Here is a 19839-nt window from a genome sequence, read left to right as displayed (position 1 = left end):
CAGCCCTGTAGCCACAGCTCAGACAAAAAATGTAATCAGTCTTCATTCGAAGGCTAACGAGCTTTGGGGCAAAAGCATCTCACCACAGAGGACACGAAGATCACGGAGAAGAGCCACAGCCGAGACCAGTTAAACACTTTATCTTTATCTTTATCTTTATCTTTAGCATCGTGTTCTTCGTGAAAGCGTAGCGCTTCGTGGTGAGTGTAACGCTTTTAGATATCGCCACGCTTTCCCTAGAAAAACCACAATGAATTAAGATTAATTTACGCTTCATGCGCAGAGGCTAGTATAGCCTCACGCCGATAGGTAACCTTGCCCATCTAATACCGCAATACGCCCTTTGGCTGTTAAATTACAGCCAATGATATGCCGGTTCAATTTATTCTCTTACCGTGTGAGGCCCGCTTTAAAGAGAGCAATTTTGAAAGGTTAAGTTTTGAAAAAATCTGTTTTAAAGAAATCAGCTTTGAAGGAATCTGCTTTGAAAAAAAACGCATTACATAAAACCGACTCTCAGCCTCAGCACACCCAAAAAGCGCTGTTTGCCGCTTGGGCTGTGTTACTTATCATTCCAGCGGTCATCTATCTTTCTTCCGCCAGCCTGTTCCCTAGCATTGCACTCGACTCTTGGTTTGCTCAGGGGCTATATTGGCTAACCAGTACAGGTACCGCTCCCTATGGCATCATTACCGGGATACTTATTCTTGTAGCCTGTTATCGCTGCTTAAGCCGTCAGCAATTTATGCAACTGGTGCTAGCGGTATCTATCAGCATGGCTGCAACCCTAAGCCTAAACCATTTTCTTAAGCCCTATTTTGCCGAGCCACGCCCTAACGCTGCGCTACTCGAGCAGGAATACCTGCTTAACACCCAAGATTTTTATCAACAATCTAAAGCCGACAAAAGACAGCGAATTGGCACTGCCATTCATCAGTTAGAAGTCGCGCGCCCAGATCTAAGCTTAAGCCCTTCAATTAAGCGCCATTGGCAGCATGAAGTCGGTTACGCCTTTCCTTCGGGGCATACGCTCTTTGCTGTGACACTCGCGCTCACGGTGAGCTTCTATCTACTCGTCGCAGGGCAAACCTTACTGCCATTGATGTTATTGGGCTGGGCTATTGGCATGGGCTTTAGCCGTATGTTGCTAGGGATGCATTGGCCGCAAGATGTGCTCGCATCCACCGCCATTGGCGGTAGTATTGCCTTTAGTAGTATCTATTTGACTCAAGGGTTATGGCCACAAATAAACCGCTTATTTAACTCGCGCCTCAAAACACCTTAACAGTATGAGCCATTGATAAACCCTATATCTAGATAGGGTTTATTGGCTCAGTCGCTTGCGCTTGATAGCAATTGCGGTATTCTGCCTGCAAACAAAACAATACTTTTATTAAAATCCATATTTGATTAAAGCCAAACTTTGTTCCCCCTAAACTTTGATGAGACCCAACCATGGCTGAACTGCAATTAGACAAGATCGATCTGCACATCCTCAAACTGATGCAGCAACATGGAAAACTGTCGAACCAAGAACTGGCTGAAAAAGTCGGCCTGTCTCCCTCACCCTGTTCAAGACGAGTCAAGTCACTTGAAGAAGCCGGCTACATTGCAGGTTATGCCACCTTACTCAGTGCAGAGCATTTCAACTTGGCGTTGACCGCCTATATTCAAATTCGCTTAGAAAAACACTCCACCGATATTCTCGATGCTTTTGAAGAGAAGATAAGTAGCTATGATGAAGTACAAGAGTGTTGCCTACTCACAGGTAGCGACGCCGACTATCAAATCAAAGTGCTGGTTAGCGACATGAAACATTTTAAAGTCTTTTTACTGGATAAGTTGACCACCAATGATCATATCGCCGGTGTGCGCTCAAGCTTCGTGTTAAAACAAGTTAAGAACCAAACCAGCATTCCACTGCCTATTTAGCCTGATGCGGCCGCATACGCCGTCATAAATTCTAGTCTTAAAGATTGCGACTATAATCTGTGCATTCGGTCGCATTTTTACTGCAAATCTATAAATGATTTTATTGCGCATAAGCATTAATAAAAACGCCTCCACGCAAACTAGTCTCGCGCTTCAACTCAAAATAGATAAGTAACACCGTAAAATCTAAAAACACAAGAATAAAACGCCAATAAAATTATATTTAACGCAAAATTAAGGCGTTGACGTGTAATTTTAAATCACTAGTATGCGCGCTCTTAGTTGATAAAGAAGTTCAGAAAGAGAGCTCTAATGAGTACAGTAAAACAAGGGCATTTTAGCTCGAAGATTGGTTTTATCATGGCCGCTGCAGGTTCTGCTGTCGGTGTCGGTAATATCTGGGGATTCCCCACTCAAGCTGCGACTCATGGCGGCGGCGCTTTCTTGCTGGTTTATCTATTTCTGATCTTGGTACTCGGTTACCCAATGCTCATGGCCGAGCTTATGATTGGTCGTCATGGGCAAACAAACCCAGCCGATGCGATGGCCAAAATTGCCAACCGCCCTCTGACCAAGAAAATAGGTAAAGCTATCGGCTTTATCTCTATCGTTACCGCCACCTTAATCTGTACTTTTTACAGCATTTTATCGGGCTGGTTCGTTAGCTTCGCATTAGCACCTGTCGCCGAGCTAACAGGCCAAACTCAAGTTGCATCTTGGTTGATGGATTTCAGCTTGTCACGCAACTTAGTGTTCACGCTGGTCTTTATCGCTATGGTGATTTTAGTGATCCGCCAAGGCGTGCAACAAGGTATCGAGCGTTGGTCTAAACGCCTAATGCCGATGTTGTTACTGATCTTAGTTGGCGGGGTGATCTATATCTTAATGCAGCCAGGTGCAATGCAAGGCTTAGAAGTGTTATTGGTTCCAGACTTCTCCCGTGTATTTGAAGCAGAAGTATTGATTGGCGCCCTTGGGCAAACCTTCTTCTCTTTGACCATAGGCACAGCTGCCATGATGGTGTACGGCGCTTACTTAAGCCAAAAAGAAGATCTTGCCAAGCTTACCGCCTACGTGACGCTAACCGACACAACAGTGGCATTTTTAGCCGCGCTAATGGTGATCCCTGCCATGTATGTGGCCCAGCATAATGGCGTGCAAATTTTTGCTGAAGACGGCAGTTTATTAAACTCAGACACCTTAGTATTTACCGTACTGCCAGCACTGTTTGACACTATAGGCGGTGTAAGCCAGTACCTGCTTGCGATCATTTTCTTTATCTTAATGACCATTGCCGGACTCACCTCAGCGATCTCGATCGTGGAAGTGCCTACTAGTTACTTAGTTGAAAAAACGAGCTTGAGTCGTGACAGAGCAACCGTCATTGTAGGCAGCTTAATTGCCGCGTTATCTATTGTGGTGGTATTCAATTTCGACAGCTTATTTAGCTTTATGATCACCTTAACCACTGAGCGAGCACAGCCATTAATTGCCCTTGGCATCGCCATTTACTTAGGTTGGGTATGGAACCGAAATCAACTAATCAGTGCGATTTCACAGCAGGAGGGCGTAGACCCTAATAGCTTATTTTGGAGAATATGGCCTTGGTACGTGAAGTACATCTGCCCACTGCTTATTATCATGATTATTGTGCAGCTTATTAGCTAAAATCACTGATATCAAGGGACGATTAATCGTCCCTTTTTTGTACCTCACGTTCTAAAATAGTGAGGCGAGTCACACTCACCTGTGACCCTTTGTCGCACCTTGGTACAAAATGGTTTGTCGTCTTTATAAAGCCCTGTAAAACAGGCGAAAAATAAATAACGATACGCGGTACTTTGATGAACAAGAAAAGCATATTGACGATCCCCGTCGTCACCCTAGGGCTGATTTCAGGCCCAACTTTTGCCCAAGAAGAACGCCCAAAAGAGCCGGTTGAACGCATTATTGTCACTGGCGAGCTAATGAAAGATCCCACTAAAACTTATACCGATCCTAAAAAGCCCCGTTTGCCACTACCTGCCTATGACGGCGCAGGTTTTTTAAAGACTATTCCAGGTTTTAGTATCGGCAGAAAAGGCGGTGCAGGCGGCGATCCTAGCCTTAGAGGACTCGGGGGTTCACGCTTAAGTATTGTTGATGATGGTCAACATGTTTACGGTACCTGTGGCGGCCGCATGGACCCACCAACTGCTTATATCTATCCAGAAGCCTACGACAACATTACTGTTATTAAAGGGCCACAGACGGTTAAATATGGCCCTGTTGGTAGTGCTGGCACGGTATTATTTGAGAAAGACCGCCACAGTTTTGATGAGCCAGGCTTAGATGGCCGCGCAAGTATGACGGCGGGTAGCTTTGGCCGTACCGATTATTTAGTCGAGCTAAAAGCTGGCGATGAGAAGCACTACTTTGATATGGATGTTAACCAGTCATCGAGTGACCATTATAAAGATGGCGACGGCAACGAGGTGCAATCGAGCTACGACCGCTCCAACTATAACTTTGCCCTTGGCTGGACGCCAAGCGAAGAGACGGTAGTTGAGCTTGCCTATGGCAGTTCATCGGGTGAAGCTGAGTACGCCGATCGCGCTAATAAAGCCCGTGAGATCAGTAATGAAAACCTAACGCTTTTACTGCAACATGAGTTTGATAGTAAATGGATTGATGCCATCGAATTCCAAGCCTACACGAACGAAAATGACCATGTGATGGATGAGTTTGACCAAGGTGTTAACTCTGGAACCAATGTCAGACGTGGCACCAAAGGCGGCCACTTTTGGGCTGATTTTACCCTAGCAACAGACTGGCGTTTAACCGCCGGTACAGACTATATGGACAGCCTGCATAAAGGTCGCAGCATTAATCCTGCGGCTCCAGCTGTTCCTGGGAATATTGGTTTAGACGACCTGCTTAACAAGCCATTTAAAGATAACATGCGCTATCAAGCAACGGGCCTTTTCCTAGAGTCTGCATACAGCCTTGGGGCTGCAGAGATAATCGCGGGTGTGCGCTATGATCACTGGAAAACCGAACTGATGGTCGGACAAAAAGGTGAGCGCAGCGACGATCTATTTAGTGGTTATGGTCGCTATGAACTCACTTCAGGTAACAGCCAATACTATGCGGGTGTTGGCCATGCCCAGCGCATGCCAGATTACTGGGAGATCATGAAGGCTGATATTAATAATCCAAGCCAAAAAGCTTTTGATTTAGCGCCAGAAAAAACCACACAGCTCGATATTGGTTGGATCTATGAAGCCGATGTAGCTGTCTCCACATCACTATTTTATGGAGAGATCCGCGACTATATCTTAATCGATGCCAACAGTAAGCCCACCTCTGCTTACAACATAGACGCGACCGTTTATGGGGGTGAGATTGCGGCAACGATTCCGCTCACAGAGTACTTCTCAACTCAGACAAGTGTCAGCTATAGCCATGGCGATAACGACACAGCCGGTACACCCCTGGGGCAAATTCCACCGCTAGAAGGTCGTATCACTCTTGATTACCAATACGAACAATGGACAGCTGGACTATTGTGGCGCCTAGTGGCAGCCCAAGATAGAATCGCCATTGGTGAGGGGAATATCTCTGGCCAAGATTTGGCTGAAAGCAGCGGTTTCGGCACTTTGGCCTTTAACGCTAGCTGGCAACACAATGAAGCACTATTAGTGAGCTTTGGCGTAGAGAACCTATTCGATATTACCTACGCTGAGCACATTAGCCGCTCAGGTGCAGGCAACGATATTCCAGGTAGCTCACCAATGTTCCAAGTGAATGAACCCGGCCGTACCGCTTGGGTCAAAGTGGACTACAACTTCTAAGCTTACTTATAGGTTTGATGGATACGCCTGCTCTCATTAGTTATCGATATGAGTCGTCTCTTATCTCTGGCCTGAGCAGATGCAAACGCAGTCGATTTACACCATCAATTTAAAGGCTGGCAATTTAAAGGCCAGCAGTTTAAAAATAGACCGATAAGAAGATAGAAACAAAAAGCCCAGCAAATTTGCTGGGCTTTTAATCAATCCGATTCGATTAAAGCTGGACTAGCACACGACCTGTCACTTGGCCTTTAATAATCCGCTGTGCAAACTCAGGCACTTGCTCAAGCGAAATCGTCTCACAAGCATCTTCAAAGTAGCTAGCTGGTAGCAAGTTAAGTACCGCTTCCCACGCTGCTTGACGCTTGTCAAATGGGCAAGAAACCGAGTCAACACCTAGCAGCCTCACGCCGCGTAGAATAAATGGCATCACGGTAGTGGGTAATGCAAAGCCACCCGCTAAACCGCAAATAGCAGCTGCGCCGTGGTAATTCATTTGTGCTAATGCGGTTGCCAATACCTTATTACCTACGGTATCCACTACGCCTGCCCAGCGCTGCTTTTCAAGTGGACGAGCATCAACCTCAAGCTCGCTGCGCTCGATCACTTCGCTGGCACCTAACTTAGTTAATAATGCGCTGTTTTGCAGGGCGCGACCAGAGCTTGCCACCACACGATAACCTAACTGTGCTAGCAAGGTCACCGCAACTGAGCCTACGCCACCACTGGCGCCTGTGACTAATACATCGCCATCACTAGGCTTTACACCCGCCTGCTGCAATGCTTGAACACACAACATCGCCGTTAGGCCTGCGGTACCAATTTGCATCGCCTTGGCAGCATCGCAATTGCTTGGCATTGGTACTAGCCAGTCGGCTTTAACACGGGCTTTCTCGGCTAAGCCGCCCCAGTGATTCTCACCTACGCCCCAGCCAGTTAAAATCACCTTGTCACCCGCTTGATAACGCTCGTCACTCGACTCAAGTACCGTACCCGCAAAGTCGATGCCCGGCACCATAGGGAAGTTACGAATGATTTTTCCAACACCCGTTACCGCCAAACCATCTTTGTAGTTCAGTGATGAACATGAAACGTCCACCAACACTTCACCTTCAGGTAGATCTGATTCTGATATTTGCTGAACGCTCGCTAGAGTACGTTTCTCTTCTTGGGTCAAAACAAGTGCGTTAAACATAACAAGTTCCTATTTAAACTGATAAGAGAAGCATAGGTTATAAACCTTTATGAATGAAGTGCATATTTTGCATAGAAGTAATGCGTCAAATTCATAATGCAAGTTCAACTCCTAGTTCAACTCCGACGCCAAGCCTCTCCAATACTAGGGGTAAAAATAGCGGCAAGCTAGTCGACTTTTCTCCTATCTACTCAGTCACTATTTATCTACTACACTGAGTTGTCGAAAGAAAATACACAAGGAATAGTTAGCATGATTTATAACAAACCAGGCACCCCCGGCGCTATTATTAATTTCAAGCCACAGTATCAAAATTTTATTGGTGGCACATGGGTTAAGCCTGTTAATAACCTTTACTTTGACAACGCTTCCCCCGTAGATGGCCAGGTATTTTGCCAGGTGCCGCGCTCAGGTTCAGTTGATATTGAACTGGCACTCGATGCCGCCCATGAAGCCAAAGACAGTTGGGGCAAAACCTCGGTTACCGAGCGTGCAAACATCTTGCTACGCATTGCCGATCGCATTGAGCAAAATATCGAATCCTTAGCCATTGCTGAAACTTGGGATAACGGTAAAGCTGTACGCGAAACGCTAGCGGCCGATCTACCGTTAGTGGTCGACCATTTCCGCTATTTTGCTGGCTGCATTCGCGCCCAAGAAGGCAGCGCCGCCGATATTGATGCTAATACTGTTAGCTACCACTTTCCCGAACCCCTTGGCGTGGTTGGTCAGATTATTCCGTGGAACTTCCCACTACTGATGGCGGCATGGAAAGTTGCCCCCGCGCTCGCTGCTGGCAACTGCGTGGTACTCAAACCTGCTGAGCAAACACCGGTATCAATTCTAGTGCTGCTCGAACTCATTGAAGACTTACTGCCAAAAGGCGTGCTGAATGTGGTCAATGGTTTTGGCGCTGAGGCCGGCCAAGCGCTAGCCACCAGCAAGCGCATTGCAAAACTGGCCTTTACTGGCTCAACCGAGGTAGGTCACCATATTTTAAAGTGCGCTGCTGAATCATTGATTCCATCAACCGTCGAGCTGGGCGGCAAGTCTCCTAACGTTATTTTTGCCGATGTAATGGATCATGAAGATGAATACCTCGATAAAGCCATAGAGGGCATGTTGTTGGCGTTTTTCAATCAAGGTGAAGTCTGTACCTGCCCATCACGCGCATTAATTCACGAGTCTATTTACGACAAGTTTATTGCTAAGGTGATTGAGCGCTGTAAAACCATTAAGCAAAGTAACCCACTCGATACCGACACCCAAGTAGGGGCGCAAGCCTCACAGGAGCAGTTCGATAAGATCTTAAGCTACCTGGACATAGGTAAAGACGAAGGTGCTGAGGTATTGATTGGTGGTGACATATGCAAACTTGAAGGTGAACACGGTCATGGCTTTTATATTACGCCGACAATCTTAAAGGGCACCAATGATATGCGCATCTTCCAAGAGGAAATTTTTGGCCCAGTCATTTCGGTAACGACCTTTAAAGATGAGGCTGAAGCCTTAGCGATTGCCAACGATACCGAATACGGTCTAGGTGCAGGCGTATGGACTCGCGATATGAATACCGCCCAGCGTATGGGACGCGGCATTCAAGCGGGACGCGTATGGATTAACTGTTACCACGCCTACCCTGCTCACGCCGCCTTTGGCGGTTATAAAAAATCAGGTATTGGCCGTGAAACCCACAAGATGATGTTAGATCACTACCAGAACACTAAGAACCTGTTGATCAGTTACGATGCTAATCCGTTAGGTTTCTTCTAGTTAGGTTTCTTCTAGCTCGCTTTAGCTTTGTTCTCACCTTATGCAGGCTGGCAGTTGCCAGCCTGCCCCGCTCACCGACTCACTTTCAAATAAGTTGAGAACCTTGGCTTCGGATTTCCAAATTGGCAATCACTCTTTAGCCGTTTTTCACTATAAGAATTTAGCGTTAGCATCTTAAAATATATCCATAAAATATTAGTGGATACTGCACCATGACCGTCGCAAACAGAATCGCTCAAATAGCTCGTGACCCTAACCTTTCGCCAAAGCAAAAGTCTAACTTCTTAGCCTTAGAAGCAGAAGCGAGTCTGCCTTATGTTGAGGTGTCAGATGCCGTAGCCGAGGCCAAAGAGCAAGGTGTTATCTGTGATATGTTTGAAGGCAACGCGCCGTTCAAGCCAAGATATGTTCTGCCCGATTACGCCAAGTTTTTACAAAATGGTTCTGAGTATTTAGAGCTAAGCCCGGCGCAAGACTTAGATGAAGCCTTAAATGCATTAACTATCATCTATCACCATGTACCATCAGTCACCAATATTCCCGTTTATCTAGGTCAACTCGATGACGTGCTATTACCATTTTGCCAAGGTCTTGATGACGAGACTATTTATCGTAAATTAAAGCTATTTTGGATCATGCTAGACCGCACCTTGCCAGATGCCTTTATGCACGTAAACATCGGCCCGACAGACAATATTGTTTGCCGCACCATTTTACGTGTCGATGCCGAGCTTAAGCAGATAGCGCCGAATCTAACCTTTATGTACGACCCACAAATTACGCCGGATGAGCTATTACAAGTTGCCGCCAGCAATATTTGTGAGTGCAGCAAACCCCATATTGCTAACTACCCAATCCATGCCAACACGTTTGATAACAAAGGCTTCGGTATTGTCAGTTGTTATAACTCTCTGCCATTAGCCGGTGGTGCCAACACCTTAGTAAGACTGAACCTAAAAGAGGTCGCCCTTAAAGCCAATAGCATCAGTGACTTCTTCGATAATATCCTGCCGCAATACTGCCAGCTCACATTCGAGTTGATTGACGCGCGCGCTAAATTTTTGCATGAAGGATCTAACTTCTTTAATAGCTTTTTAGTTAAAGAAACCTTGATTGAAGAATCACGTTTTGCGCCTATGTTTGGGATCTACGGCATGGCCGAGGCTGTTAGCATTCTGCAGGGCACACCTGATTTCAATGAAGACAACATAGACCAATCAAGAGAAGATAAGCCAAGCAGCCATTATGGTCATAGTGCGGCAGCTAACGAGCTTGGGCATAAGATCTCTAAAGCACTCGATGCCATCGTAAAATCAACACCTGTAACTTACGGCTACAACGGCCGAGCGTTATTGCACTCGCAGGGCGGCATTAGCATCGACAAAGACGTGACGCCGGGCGTGCGCATTCCCTATGGCACCGAGCCGAACCCGATTGCACATATTCAAGCGCTCGCCGAGCATCACCAGTATTACACCTCGGGGATTAGTGACATTCTCACCATAGATGAAACGGTTAAAGCCAACCCACAGGCGATGATGCAGCTGTGCAAAGGTGCACTGAGTTTAGGTTTTCGCGAGTTTACCGCCAACGTGGCCTCAAACGACTTGATTCGCGTCACAGGCTATATGGTTAAGCTGTCTGATATCGCCAGCTTTAAAGCAGAGGGCTCACGCACCAATACCACATGGTTAGGCGCTGAGGCAGCAGAGAATACTAAGATTTTGCAGCGTCAGCCTCGTGTGGTAGCTAATGAGCATGCGCCGGTATACGCCAAATAACGGCCAAGTAAGCTGCTTATAAATTAACAATTAGTTTAATACAGGGTTTAGAGTAAAACATGGGCAGAGTCGCGACGGTTAATCAAATTATTCCCTTCTCTTGTGTCGATGGTCCAGGCAGTCGCCTAGTCATCTTCCTGCAGGGGTGTAATTTTAGCTGCAAAAATTGTCACAACCCGTACACCATAGACATGTGCGACAGTTGCGGCGATTGCGTGGCCACCTGCCCAGCAGATGCGTTAGCTCTGACAACAACAGTTCAAGGTAAATCTAAGATCGTTTGGGACAGTGACAAGTGCACCCAGTGTGATATTTGTTTAACCACCTGCCCTAAGCAATCTAGCCCTAAGACTCGTCAATTCAGCGTAGAGCAAATGCTTACGCTCATCCGCAGCCAAGTGCACTTTATCAATGGCATCACCGTCAGCGGCGGTGAAGCCACTTTGCAACTGCCGTTTATCGTCGAGCTGTTTCAGGCGATAAAAGTCAGCGCAGATTTAGCTCATTTAAGCTGCATGATCGACAGTAACGGCTATGTAAATGAAAACGGCTGGCAACAAGTCATGCCCTACCTAGATGGCGCGATGATCGATCTAAAGTCCTGGCAAGAGCACACTCATTATTACATCACAGGCCGCGATAATCATCGGGTCTTTAGCAGTTTAAAACGGCTTGCGGCAGAGGGGAAGTTATACGAAATACGCTTACTGTATATTCCGAAGATCAGTGATATCGACAGTGAGATTAACGCCATAGCAGGCTATTTAACCCAACTACCCGCCAATGTAAGAGTCAAGCTCAACGCTTTTCAACACCATGGCGTAACAGGAGAAGCCCTTAATTGGCCAACTTGCAGTGAAGCGCAGATGCTTGAGCTAGCGGCACGGCTAACTGAACGTGGTGTTGCTAATCTAGTGTTACCCAATGTTTATTTGTAGGCTTTGAGCTAAGCCTAACTTTGTCGCTTTATAGCTAAAGCGGTGAACCTTTGGGTTTATCATCACTTGAATCTTCAAACTAACTTCTAGCATTGGTGGTTCCAATGGCTTGCAGCCGGCGTATGTGCAGAGGTTAAGGGTTTCATTCGCTTGAAACTAACGTAGGTTTTAAAGCTACAACGATGAACCTTTGTTTTACCAATGCTTGGGCAGTACTTGATGTATCTTCCAACATCTGTGGTTCCAATGGCTTGCAGCCGGCGTATGTGCCGACACTGCCGTGACACGCAACAAGTCCATCCTTGGAAGCTCGGCCATGACGTCCATGTCATGGACGGTCACGGCCGCATCTACACTAGGTTAGAAAAGCGAACCTTCTGCTTACGTTGTGTATTTCGAGTGGGAAAAATCTACAGCGGTGAACCTTTAGATTCTTCATTGCTTGAATCTCCATACCAACGTTTCATATTTGTGGTTCCAATGGCCTGCGGCCGGCGTATGTGCAGAGGTTAAGGGTTTCATTCGCTTGAAACTAACGTAGGTTTTAAAGCTACAGCGATGAACCTTTGTTTTACCAATGCTTGGGCAGTACTTGATGTATCTTCCAACATCTGTGGTTCCAATGGCTTGCAGCCGGCGTATGTGCAGATACTTCTTAGGCACGCTTTACGTCATCCCTGACCGCTCTGCGAAAACATCTGATGTGAATGGATTCACAAATGCCGCAGTGACATGGATGTCATAGAGCGGCCATGTTTTCGAAGGCCTAAGCCGCATCTACACTAGGTTGGAAGAGCACAATATCTGACCATTAATAGTTCCAATGGCTTGCGGCCAGCGTATGTGCAGAGGTTAAGGGTTTCCTTTGTGGGAAACTTACTCAGGCTTTCAATCTACAGCGATGAACCTTTAGATTCTTTGTAGCTTGAATCTTCAAGCCAACTTCCAACATTTGTGGTTCCAATGGCCTGCGGCCAGCGTATGTGCAGATACTGCCGTGACACGCAACAAGTCCATCCTTGGAAGCTCGGCCATGACATCCATGTCATGGACGGTCACGCCCGCATCTACACTGGGTTAGAAAAGCACAATCGTTTCACTACTGAGTCCTTAATATGAATACACAAAATTAAAGCTCCCTCCTTTGTCACAGAAAACACCGATTTCCCCATCGGAGTTGCCGAAGTACGTAGATAAAAATGCCGTGGAACCATCATGGATGATGGTTCAGGCTCGGGGGGACATGGATGTCCCATCTGAGCCGTTAGGCGATTTTTATTGGAGTATGAGGATCAACAACTTCGTCGGGGGCGGCTCGGACTCTTTATGAAGGAAATGGGCAAGAGGGGGAAGCTGTTGTCCCCCTTTTGCCCGGGTGTGGGATGGAATTCCACGACGTTTATCAAGCGCAGCTTGATTGCTTAAGGGTCAGGCGAAATCTGATAAATAAAGTTGTTAGACGAAGTCTAACTATAGAGTTCAGGCGCAGCCTGGTAGGTGGCAAAGCCACGATGTTAATTGTTAGACAAAGTCTAACTCTAGCCCTCAAGTGCAACTTGATTAAATTGCATCGGCAATACAAAATTTAAAACAAAAAAAAGCATCCCGCTGGGATGCTTTTTTGTTTTACAGCCTAACGTAAAACTCAACTTATTAGGCTTATCAAAGTTACCCGTGGGTAACTTAATTTGTATCCGATAATGTATCCAAGAGTCGGATTGAAAAGTAGTTCGGTCGAAGCTTCTAAGTAGCAATGCCTCAGCACTGTCGACTCCGGCTCAGCCTGCGTAGCGGGCTAATGTCGGACTCCCAGTTGATTGAGTCTTCGCTCTATCGATGAAAACCTCGACCAAAACTGCTAAACCCACACTAACAAAATAATGTGACCCACGTCAAACTTTTATTATTTTGCGTTTAAATACTGTTCAGCGTGGCCTTCCAAATAGTTAGCTCTGCTAGTTGACGTTAAAGTTACTAGCAGAAGAGCTATTCACCACGAGGAAAGGCGACTTATAAAAAGAAGTTTACGATGACGAATGACACAATAAAAATTACAACGATAGGGAGGCAAGACTTTAACGGACCTTCAAGGTCTACACCGCACACCGGACAGTGCTCAGACCTAAAGTCCGCACTATTAATACGAGTATATTTCACCACAGGCACCGAGACTTCAGATTGACACTTACGACACTTCATAGATACCCAGTTTATAAGCTCATTACTCGATAGCTTGTTTGCTGATACACCTTGCTAAATAGCAGATAACGCATACCAAATAAAGAATATCGAATGTTACAACATCTTGCCTAAAAGTGCAGACGCTTCTGAGGTACGCAGCAAGTACGTCCATGTATGCTCGACGGTGGCAAACAACACCCCTGTTTAAAAGCCAGTTCGGTATCCCTACCTCTCGATCGAGAGCTTGATAACTTCGTTATCTCTCACCAAGCCACCAACGCCCTTAGCCGCATCTACACTTTAGTTGTTTATCTATCAATTTATGGCAGCTAAATATGCGACCATTAAACTGATACTTTATGAGTCCATCTAGGGTGCCAGCCTCTAGCCAAATATTTAACTAAATTTTGGTCACCTTCAAATTTTATGCGCCCGCCAACAGAGTACGCTAATGCTGATTGATCGACTTGTAGACCGGAATTTCTAGCTGACTGTGTAAGCTGATTTAATAAAGCGGCATTATTACCAGTCGTTGATTTAGCATCGAAAACAGCAAAATTTATCCAGTCGCCAGAGGTAGAGCGCTCTCTTAAATGGGCCATATTAACTTGAGTCATAATATTTACTCCTGAACATTTTTAAAGTTATGCGAATTAAGTGCTCAGGGTATTGCTGATACTAAAGCTATATCCTATAGTGCCAACAACGGAATCCCGTTAACCTATCAAAGTTAAGCAACATAAAACGCCTTGCGTTTATATCCTTGTGACGAAGAAACATTACATGTGGCGTGTGGTGTTTCTTAGTCACTACCCACCCCAGCAAACACAATATATAGTGCACTACAGATGGCAAAGCACAAGATAGTGCGTCTAACTGTATATTACAAGTGGGAATTTCGTGGACAAGTTGTGGATATTTTCAGGATATAACGCTCTGTTAGGGAAGGCTAACCTGCTGATTAAGTAAACAAAGGAAATGGACCTAAATTGATACCCCATTATCCACTCTGATTTACTTAAAAAAGAATAGTATTTTTTATTCGTAGGTGACTTCGAACTATATTAATAGTGGTGTCAAAACTGCTGATAGAAAAGTACAACACCTAAGCATCATTGCTTTTAATCTAAAGCGCAGAACCCACAACCGCACGCAACTCACAAGAAACACCATTTCCCCATCGAAGTTGCCGAAGTACGTTGAAGAAATAACCGTGATGCCCACACGGATGTGGGCATAGCTTTCGCGGGACAGGATGTCCCATCGGAAGCGTTAGGTTATTTTGAATAAGTACGAGGCCCGTATTTAATGCATTTAACTTCGTCGGGGCGGCAGGGGAGATCCAAGAGGGGGTTGCTGCAGACCCCTTCTTGGCCGTGTGTGAGCTGGAAGCTCACGACTTTGGTCAAGAGCAGCTTGATGCTTCACAAAGTGTGGGCGAAGCGCCACGACGTTAGTTGTTAGACGAAGTCTAACTTAGGAGTCAGGCGCAGCCTGATATCTTAAAAAAACCTTTTATCAAACGAAGTTTTATTCACCCTCAAACCCAATGAACCAATAAACTTTTGGCCAAGTTTCCAAATTTTTTGGTGAAATTTATTGAAATTCCACCTGAGTAAAAGCAACCAACTGTTGGTACAACCACCTAAGTGCAGGGTCATTCATACTCTGCTTATGCCACACCAAACTATACGCCACTTCACCATAATCAAGTGGCATCGCCTTGGTCACCAAACCTTTTGCTTGCAACGCTATTTCAGCCCAGCGCCTCGAGCAGGTAAACAGCAGTTCACTGTGATGACACAGTAACGCTGCACTACCAAAATCTGAAACCGAAATCGGTACCGCACGATTGCGTGCTTGCTGCGCTAACTGCATCTCAAAAAATGGCGTATTTAAATCAGTATCGCTAATACCAATATGGCTATAACTTAAGTAATCATCGATAGTAATCTGCGTTTGAGTCGCCAGCGGATGCTCGGGATTCATCAGACACACCATCTCGTCATTAATTAAGGTTTCCCATACCAGTTCATGCTGGGAGATCGGCGGCTGACTTCTATCGTGAGGCAACACGATAAAGTCTAAACTGCCTTTAACTAAACCATCAAAACCCACGCTGTCTTTGGCAAAAATATCTAAACGAATATTCGGCGCCTGCGTCAGCACATGGGCGGTTAACTTGGCGGCTAATAATTCAAAGGTGCTTTCACGCATCGCCAGTGAGAATCTGCCTTTATACTCAGCAGGATTAAAGGCTTCTTGGGTCATCAGCTGATTCATATCATTGATGATTTGATGCACGCTAGGCCCCAGTCTTCTCGCTAATGGCGTGGCCACCAGCTTATTGCCGTGACGGTAAAACAGCTCGTCGTCGAGACTGAGCCTTAACTGGCTTAAGGTCTTACTCACCGATGACGGGCTTAAACATAAACGCTCGGCACTGGCAGTCACGCTCAAGGTGTCGAGCATCACATGCAAGGTGATCAAGTGCTTCATGCTGATCCGAGAAAGTTTAGCGAGATCCATACGTTTGCCTAAATAAACCGTGTATTCGTAAAGCGGAATATAGACCTAAAACAGCGGTTGGCATATTGCTAAACCACATAATCACGACCTATCTCACGCAACATGTTGCCATCACCGCTGCGCGATTTTCCGCATCGAGGTTTTTGCCGTATAATCGCAACTCACCAATTTTTAGGCAGGCCAGCATGTTTCATATCGCGCTTTACGAACCCGAAATCGCCCCGAATACCGGTAATATCATCCGCTTGATCGCTAACAACGGCTGCCAGCTGCATCTGATTGAGCCATTAGGCTTCGATCTAGAAGATAAAAAGCTACGTCGTGCGGGTTTAGATTACGCAGATCTTGCCAACGTAACCCACCATAAGAACTTCGAGGCATTCCTTGAGGCGATGGATGGTAAGCGCATTATGGCGTGTACCACTAAGGGCAGTCGTCCACACTCTGAGCTGACCTTTAAGCAAGATGACGTGTTGTTATTTGGCCCTGAAAGCCGCGGCCTACCCGCTGATATTATCGACTCGATCCCTACCGAGCAGCGCCTGCGCATCCCTATGATGTCGACCAGCCGTAGCTTAAACCTGTCGAATGCCGTAGCCATTATCAGTTACGAAGCATGGCGTCAGCTAGATTACGCTGGCGTGTAAAAGAGCCGACGTTAAAAGCAGACATAAAGCCAAAAGCTAGCCGTCCTTGGGCTTTTGGCATAAATGTTGCGGACAACTGTTCCTGACAGCAAAAAGCCGCGATAGTCGCGGCTTTTTAATGTTAACTCGCGAATACTCGCTAGCTATGACCAATAGGCTTAGCCACCAAAGCCCACTTGAGTCATGTCTACTTGCTTTACCTTGCCATACTCTTTGGCAATCGGCGCTATCTTGGCTGCGTTGCCGATGATGACAAACTGTAGGTTTTTCTTCGGGAAGTAAGTGTCGATTAAGCGCTTTGATTCTTCTAGCGTTAATCCATCCACCTTGGCCTGAAACTCATTGATAAAGGTATCATCAAAACCATACAGGTACATATCCGTCATTAGCCCGGCAAGTTGAGCACTGGTCTCATACTTAGGCGGAAACTGACCTTTAACATAAGCTTTGGCTGAGTCTAAGGTCTCTTGATCTAGCCCTTGCTCCCATAACCTTGCATAGGTTTTTAAGGCTAAGTCGATGGTCTCTTTGGTGGTCGCCGTTTTGGTAAAGGTGCTGATCTTAAATGTACCTGACGCCGAGTAAGGGATAAAACCAGAACGTGCGCCATAAGTCAGCCCCGCATTGACCCTTAGCTCGTCATTAAGCCATGAGGTAAAGCGGCCACCCAAGATGGTATTGATCACGGTAAGCCCAACAAAGTCAGGATTATCACGACGAATACCCATACCCCCAATTAAGAAGGTCGTTTCAATCGCATCAGGCTTATCCACCAGCAGTACTGCGCTTGCATCAAACTTAGGTAGACCCTTGGTAAGATTGATTAAGGTGACAGGCTCAGCGTCTTGCCAATTGGCAAACAGCTTCTCTAGCTTGGCTTGCATCTGTGCAGGCTCAAAATCACCGACAACACTAATGGCCGTATTCGACGGTTGATAGTAACTCTTATGAAAAGCACGCAACTGCGGGATCGTTAGCTCGGCCAACGAATCACTGTTACCTGATGTGGCATTGCCGTAGGGATGTTCACCAAAAACAAGTTTATCGAAGTAGCGACTGATCACTGCACGCGGGCTCTCTTTCGATTGCGATAAGCCAGCAATTTCTCGCTGACGTAACTTATCAAACTCTGTGGTATCAAAGTCTGGCGCAAGCAACATATCTTTAATTAGCGGCAGCATTGCATCTGCATCTTTTGCCATAAAGTTAGCACTGATATAGCAGCCCTCTTTGCCTGCTCCGCTGCTTAAACTGGCCCCTAAAAAATCAACCTCTTGTTCTATCTCCAGCTTACTTTTACCGCCAGCACCTAACATTAAACCTGCGGCGGTCATTTCGGCCACACCAGAGGTGGTATCGTTAACCGCACCTGCACGGACAATGGCATCGATAGTGATAAGCGGCACTTCACGCTGCGGCATCATATACACAGTTAAGCCATTAGACAGAGTAACGTGTTGATATGCAGGTACACTAAAGCTCCCCGTGTCGACTGTCTTTGCCGGATCCGTCGTAGCACAGCCAGTTAGCGCGAGCGCCCCCGCAACAGCCACCACTGTGAGTAGTCTTTTAGATTGCAGTAAGGCCGAGGCACTTAAGCTTAAATTACACTTTTTCATTGGTCAGCCTCCTCGGTTGCAGCCAGTACGGCAACAGTGCGGTTTGCACGTTTAAGATAAGTTTGCGCGACACGTTGAATATCTTCTGGTGTGACCTTATTGTAAGCCTCTGGCGCATTAAATAGCTTGTCAAAACTACCAAAGAACAGCTCGTAGGTCCCTATGGTGTTGGCCTTGCCGTTAATCGTTTCCATGGCGCGATAAAAGCCCATTAGCTTGATGTTTTTTACTTTCTCAAGCTCCGAAGCTGTAACACCATCACGGGCTACACGATTGATCTCGCTGATCATCGCATCTTCTAACTCTGGAGCCGTCACCCCAGGATTTGCCACCCCCATCACGTAAAACAGGTTCGGGTCGAATGACATCGGCATATAAGTATCAACTTCGATGGCAACTTGCTTATCGACTAAGCCTTGATACATGCGTGAACTGTTGCCTGTGGTCAAGATAGACGACAGTAGATCCAGTGCGTAATAGTCAGCATTTGAGGTCGCAGGAATATGGTAGCCTAGCATCACATTGGGGGTGCTTACCGAGGCTTTTTGCACAAACACACGGCGCTCACCTTTTTGCAGAGGCTCAACCGTTTTCACCGCTCTTGGTGGCGCTTGTGCAGCTATGGGCGCAAAGTATTTATCGGCTAGCTTTTTAACCTCGCTAAGCTTCACGTCGCCCGCTATCACCACCACTGCGTTATTCGGTGCGTAATAGGTTTTGTGGTATTGAGTCAGGTCTTCTAACGTCCAAGCGGCAATATCGGATTCGTGACCGATAACCGACCAGCTATAAGGGTGCGCCCTAAATGCTGCGCCTTTAAGCTCTTCTTGCAACACCCGCCAGTTAGAGTTTTCAAGCCCAGTTAACCGCTCTGAGGCCACCACCCCACGCTCACTTTCCACCATCTGCTCATTGATATCGAGATTTTCGATACGGTCGGCTTCTAAGTCAAAAATAGTTTCTAATGCATTGGCTGGGAACCAGTCGGTATAAACGGTTAAGTTTTCAGTGGTGTAGGCGTTATTTGCGCCTCCCGCAGCTTCCATGGTGCGGTCAAACATCTTAGGGCCATATTTTTTAGAGCCGTTAAACATCATGTGCTCAAAAAAATGGGAGATCCCGGTAATGCCCGGTACCTCATTACGTGAACCGACTTTCCAAAATAGGTACATGTTGGCATTGGGTATCGAGCTATCCTCCAACACCATAATCTTCATGCCATTATCCAACGTAAAACTCTGAATATCTTTGGCCTCTGTGGCTTGAGCCATCGGCATTGCCAGTAGCAATCCTAGGCTCAAAAGCAATGCCTTGGTATAGCGCTTCATTATCCGCTCCTTGTTTGAGCACCTTTGCCATACTTAACCTTTTCCAGTCAGCGTATGACGAAAATTTGTGTTTTTCCGACTAT

At 46.3% G+C, this 19839-nt stretch carries 14 protein-coding genes; 9 read left to right on the top strand and 5 right to left on the bottom strand.

From position 1 onward, the window contains the following. Nucleotides 1-484 precede the first annotated feature (484 nt). The 4 genes from ACVBIL_RS10195 (at nt 485) to ACVBIL_RS10180 (ending at nt 5765) form a co-directional block, all read left to right on the top strand. Nucleotides 485-1285, top strand: coding sequence for a phosphatase PAP2 family protein (locus ACVBIL_RS10195; RefSeq protein WP_447166873.1), 801 nt, complete (start codon nt 485-487; stop codon nt 1283-1285). Nucleotides 1286-1455: 170 nt separating this feature from the next. Continuing rightward, nucleotides 1456-1932 (top strand): Lrp/AsnC family transcriptional regulator, encoded by a 477-nt coding sequence (locus ACVBIL_RS10190; RefSeq protein WP_447166872.1) that lies wholly within the window; start codon nt 1456-1458, stop codon nt 1930-1932. A 312-nt stretch (nt 1933-2244) separates the two neighbouring features. Beyond that, on the top strand, nt 2245-3600 hold the full coding sequence (locus ACVBIL_RS10185; RefSeq protein ID WP_447166871.1) for a sodium-dependent transporter: 1356 nt from the start codon (nt 2245-2247) through the stop codon (nt 3598-3600). A 176-nt stretch (nt 3601-3776) separates the two neighbouring features. After that, nucleotides 3777-5765 carry a TonB-dependent copper receptor gene (locus ACVBIL_RS10180; RefSeq protein WP_447166870.1) on the top strand — a complete coding sequence of 663 codons (1989 nt, stop codon included), beginning with the start codon at nt 3777-3779 and terminating at the stop codon, nt 5763-5765. 214 nt (nt 5766-5979) lie between these two features. On the opposite strand, the gene acuI is transcribed toward ACVBIL_RS10180, so the two are convergent. Next, the gene (acuI, locus tag ACVBIL_RS10175) at nt 5980-6960 is read right to left on the bottom strand and encodes an acrylyl-CoA reductase (NADPH) (RefSeq protein ID WP_447166869.1); all 981 of its coding nucleotides are present in this window, start codon (nt 6958-6960) and stop codon (nt 5980-5982) included. A gap of 252 nt (nt 6961-7212) precedes the next feature. On the opposite strand from acuI, the gene exaC reads away from it, so the two are divergent. The 4 genes from exaC to ACVBIL_RS10155 all read left to right on the top strand — a co-directional run bounded on the left by exaC (nt 7213) and on the right by ACVBIL_RS10155 (nt 11965). Then, nucleotides 7213-8733 carry an acetaldehyde dehydrogenase ExaC gene (gene exaC, locus ACVBIL_RS10170; protein ID WP_447166868.1) on the top strand — a complete coding sequence of 507 codons (1521 nt, stop codon included), beginning with the start codon at nt 7213-7215 and terminating at the stop codon, nt 8731-8733. 212 nt (nt 8734-8945) lie between these two features. After that, entirely contained in the window at nt 8946-10514 is a 1569-nt protein-coding gene (locus ACVBIL_RS10165) for a YjjI family glycine radical enzyme (RefSeq protein ID WP_447166867.1), read from the top strand. A gap of 59 nt (nt 10515-10573) precedes the next feature. Then, complete coding sequence (locus tag ACVBIL_RS10160) at nt 10574-11452, top strand: YjjW family glycine radical enzyme activase (RefSeq protein ID WP_447166866.1); 879 nt, start codon at nt 10574-10576, stop codon at nt 11450-11452. A gap of 264 nt (nt 11453-11716) precedes the next feature. Beyond that, the gene (locus tag ACVBIL_RS10155) at nt 11717-11965 is read left to right on the top strand and encodes a hypothetical protein (RefSeq protein ID WP_447166865.1); all 249 of its coding nucleotides are present in this window, start codon (nt 11717-11719) and stop codon (nt 11963-11965) included. A gap of 2012 nt (nt 11966-13977) precedes the next feature. Here ACVBIL_RS10155 and ACVBIL_RS10150 read toward each other — a convergent pair. Continuing rightward, nucleotides 13978-14250 carry a hypothetical protein gene (locus tag ACVBIL_RS10150; RefSeq protein WP_447166864.1) on the bottom strand — a complete coding sequence of 91 codons (273 nt, stop codon included), beginning with the start codon at nt 14248-14250 and terminating at the stop codon, nt 13978-13980. Nucleotides 14251-15229: 979 nt separating this feature from the next. Next, nucleotides 15230-16162: a LysR family transcriptional regulator gene (locus ACVBIL_RS10145; RefSeq protein WP_447166863.1), complete on the bottom strand. Its 933-nt coding sequence runs from the start codon at nt 16160-16162 to the stop codon at nt 15230-15232. 185 nt (nt 16163-16347) lie between these two features. Here ACVBIL_RS10145 and trmL point away from each other — a divergent pair, with 185 nt between their 5' ends. Beyond that, nucleotides 16348-16809 carry a tRNA (uridine(34)/cytosine(34)/5-carboxymethylaminomethyluridine(34)-2'-O)-methyltransferase TrmL gene (trmL, locus tag ACVBIL_RS10140; protein ID WP_447166862.1) on the top strand — a complete coding sequence of 154 codons (462 nt, stop codon included), beginning with the start codon at nt 16348-16350 and terminating at the stop codon, nt 16807-16809. 158 nt (nt 16810-16967) lie between these two features. On the opposite strand, the gene ACVBIL_RS10135 is transcribed toward trmL, so the two are convergent. Together ACVBIL_RS10135 and ACVBIL_RS10130 are read right to left on the bottom strand one after the other, a co-directional pair. Beyond that, nucleotides 16968-18428: a M16 family metallopeptidase gene (locus ACVBIL_RS10135; protein ID WP_447166861.1), complete on the bottom strand. Its 1461-nt coding sequence runs from the start codon at nt 18426-18428 to the stop codon at nt 16968-16970. Beyond that, nucleotides 18425-19756: a M16 family metallopeptidase gene (locus ACVBIL_RS10130; RefSeq protein WP_447166860.1), complete on the bottom strand. Its 1332-nt coding sequence runs from the start codon at nt 19754-19756 to the stop codon at nt 18425-18427. Before ACVBIL_RS10130 ends, ACVBIL_RS10135 begins: the two co-directional genes overlap by 4 nt. Nucleotides 19757-19839: the final 83 nt, after the last annotated feature.

Source organism: Shewanella sp. 125m-7 (assembly GCF_052977045.1).
This window is presented reverse-complemented; position numbering and strand designations above follow the sequence as displayed.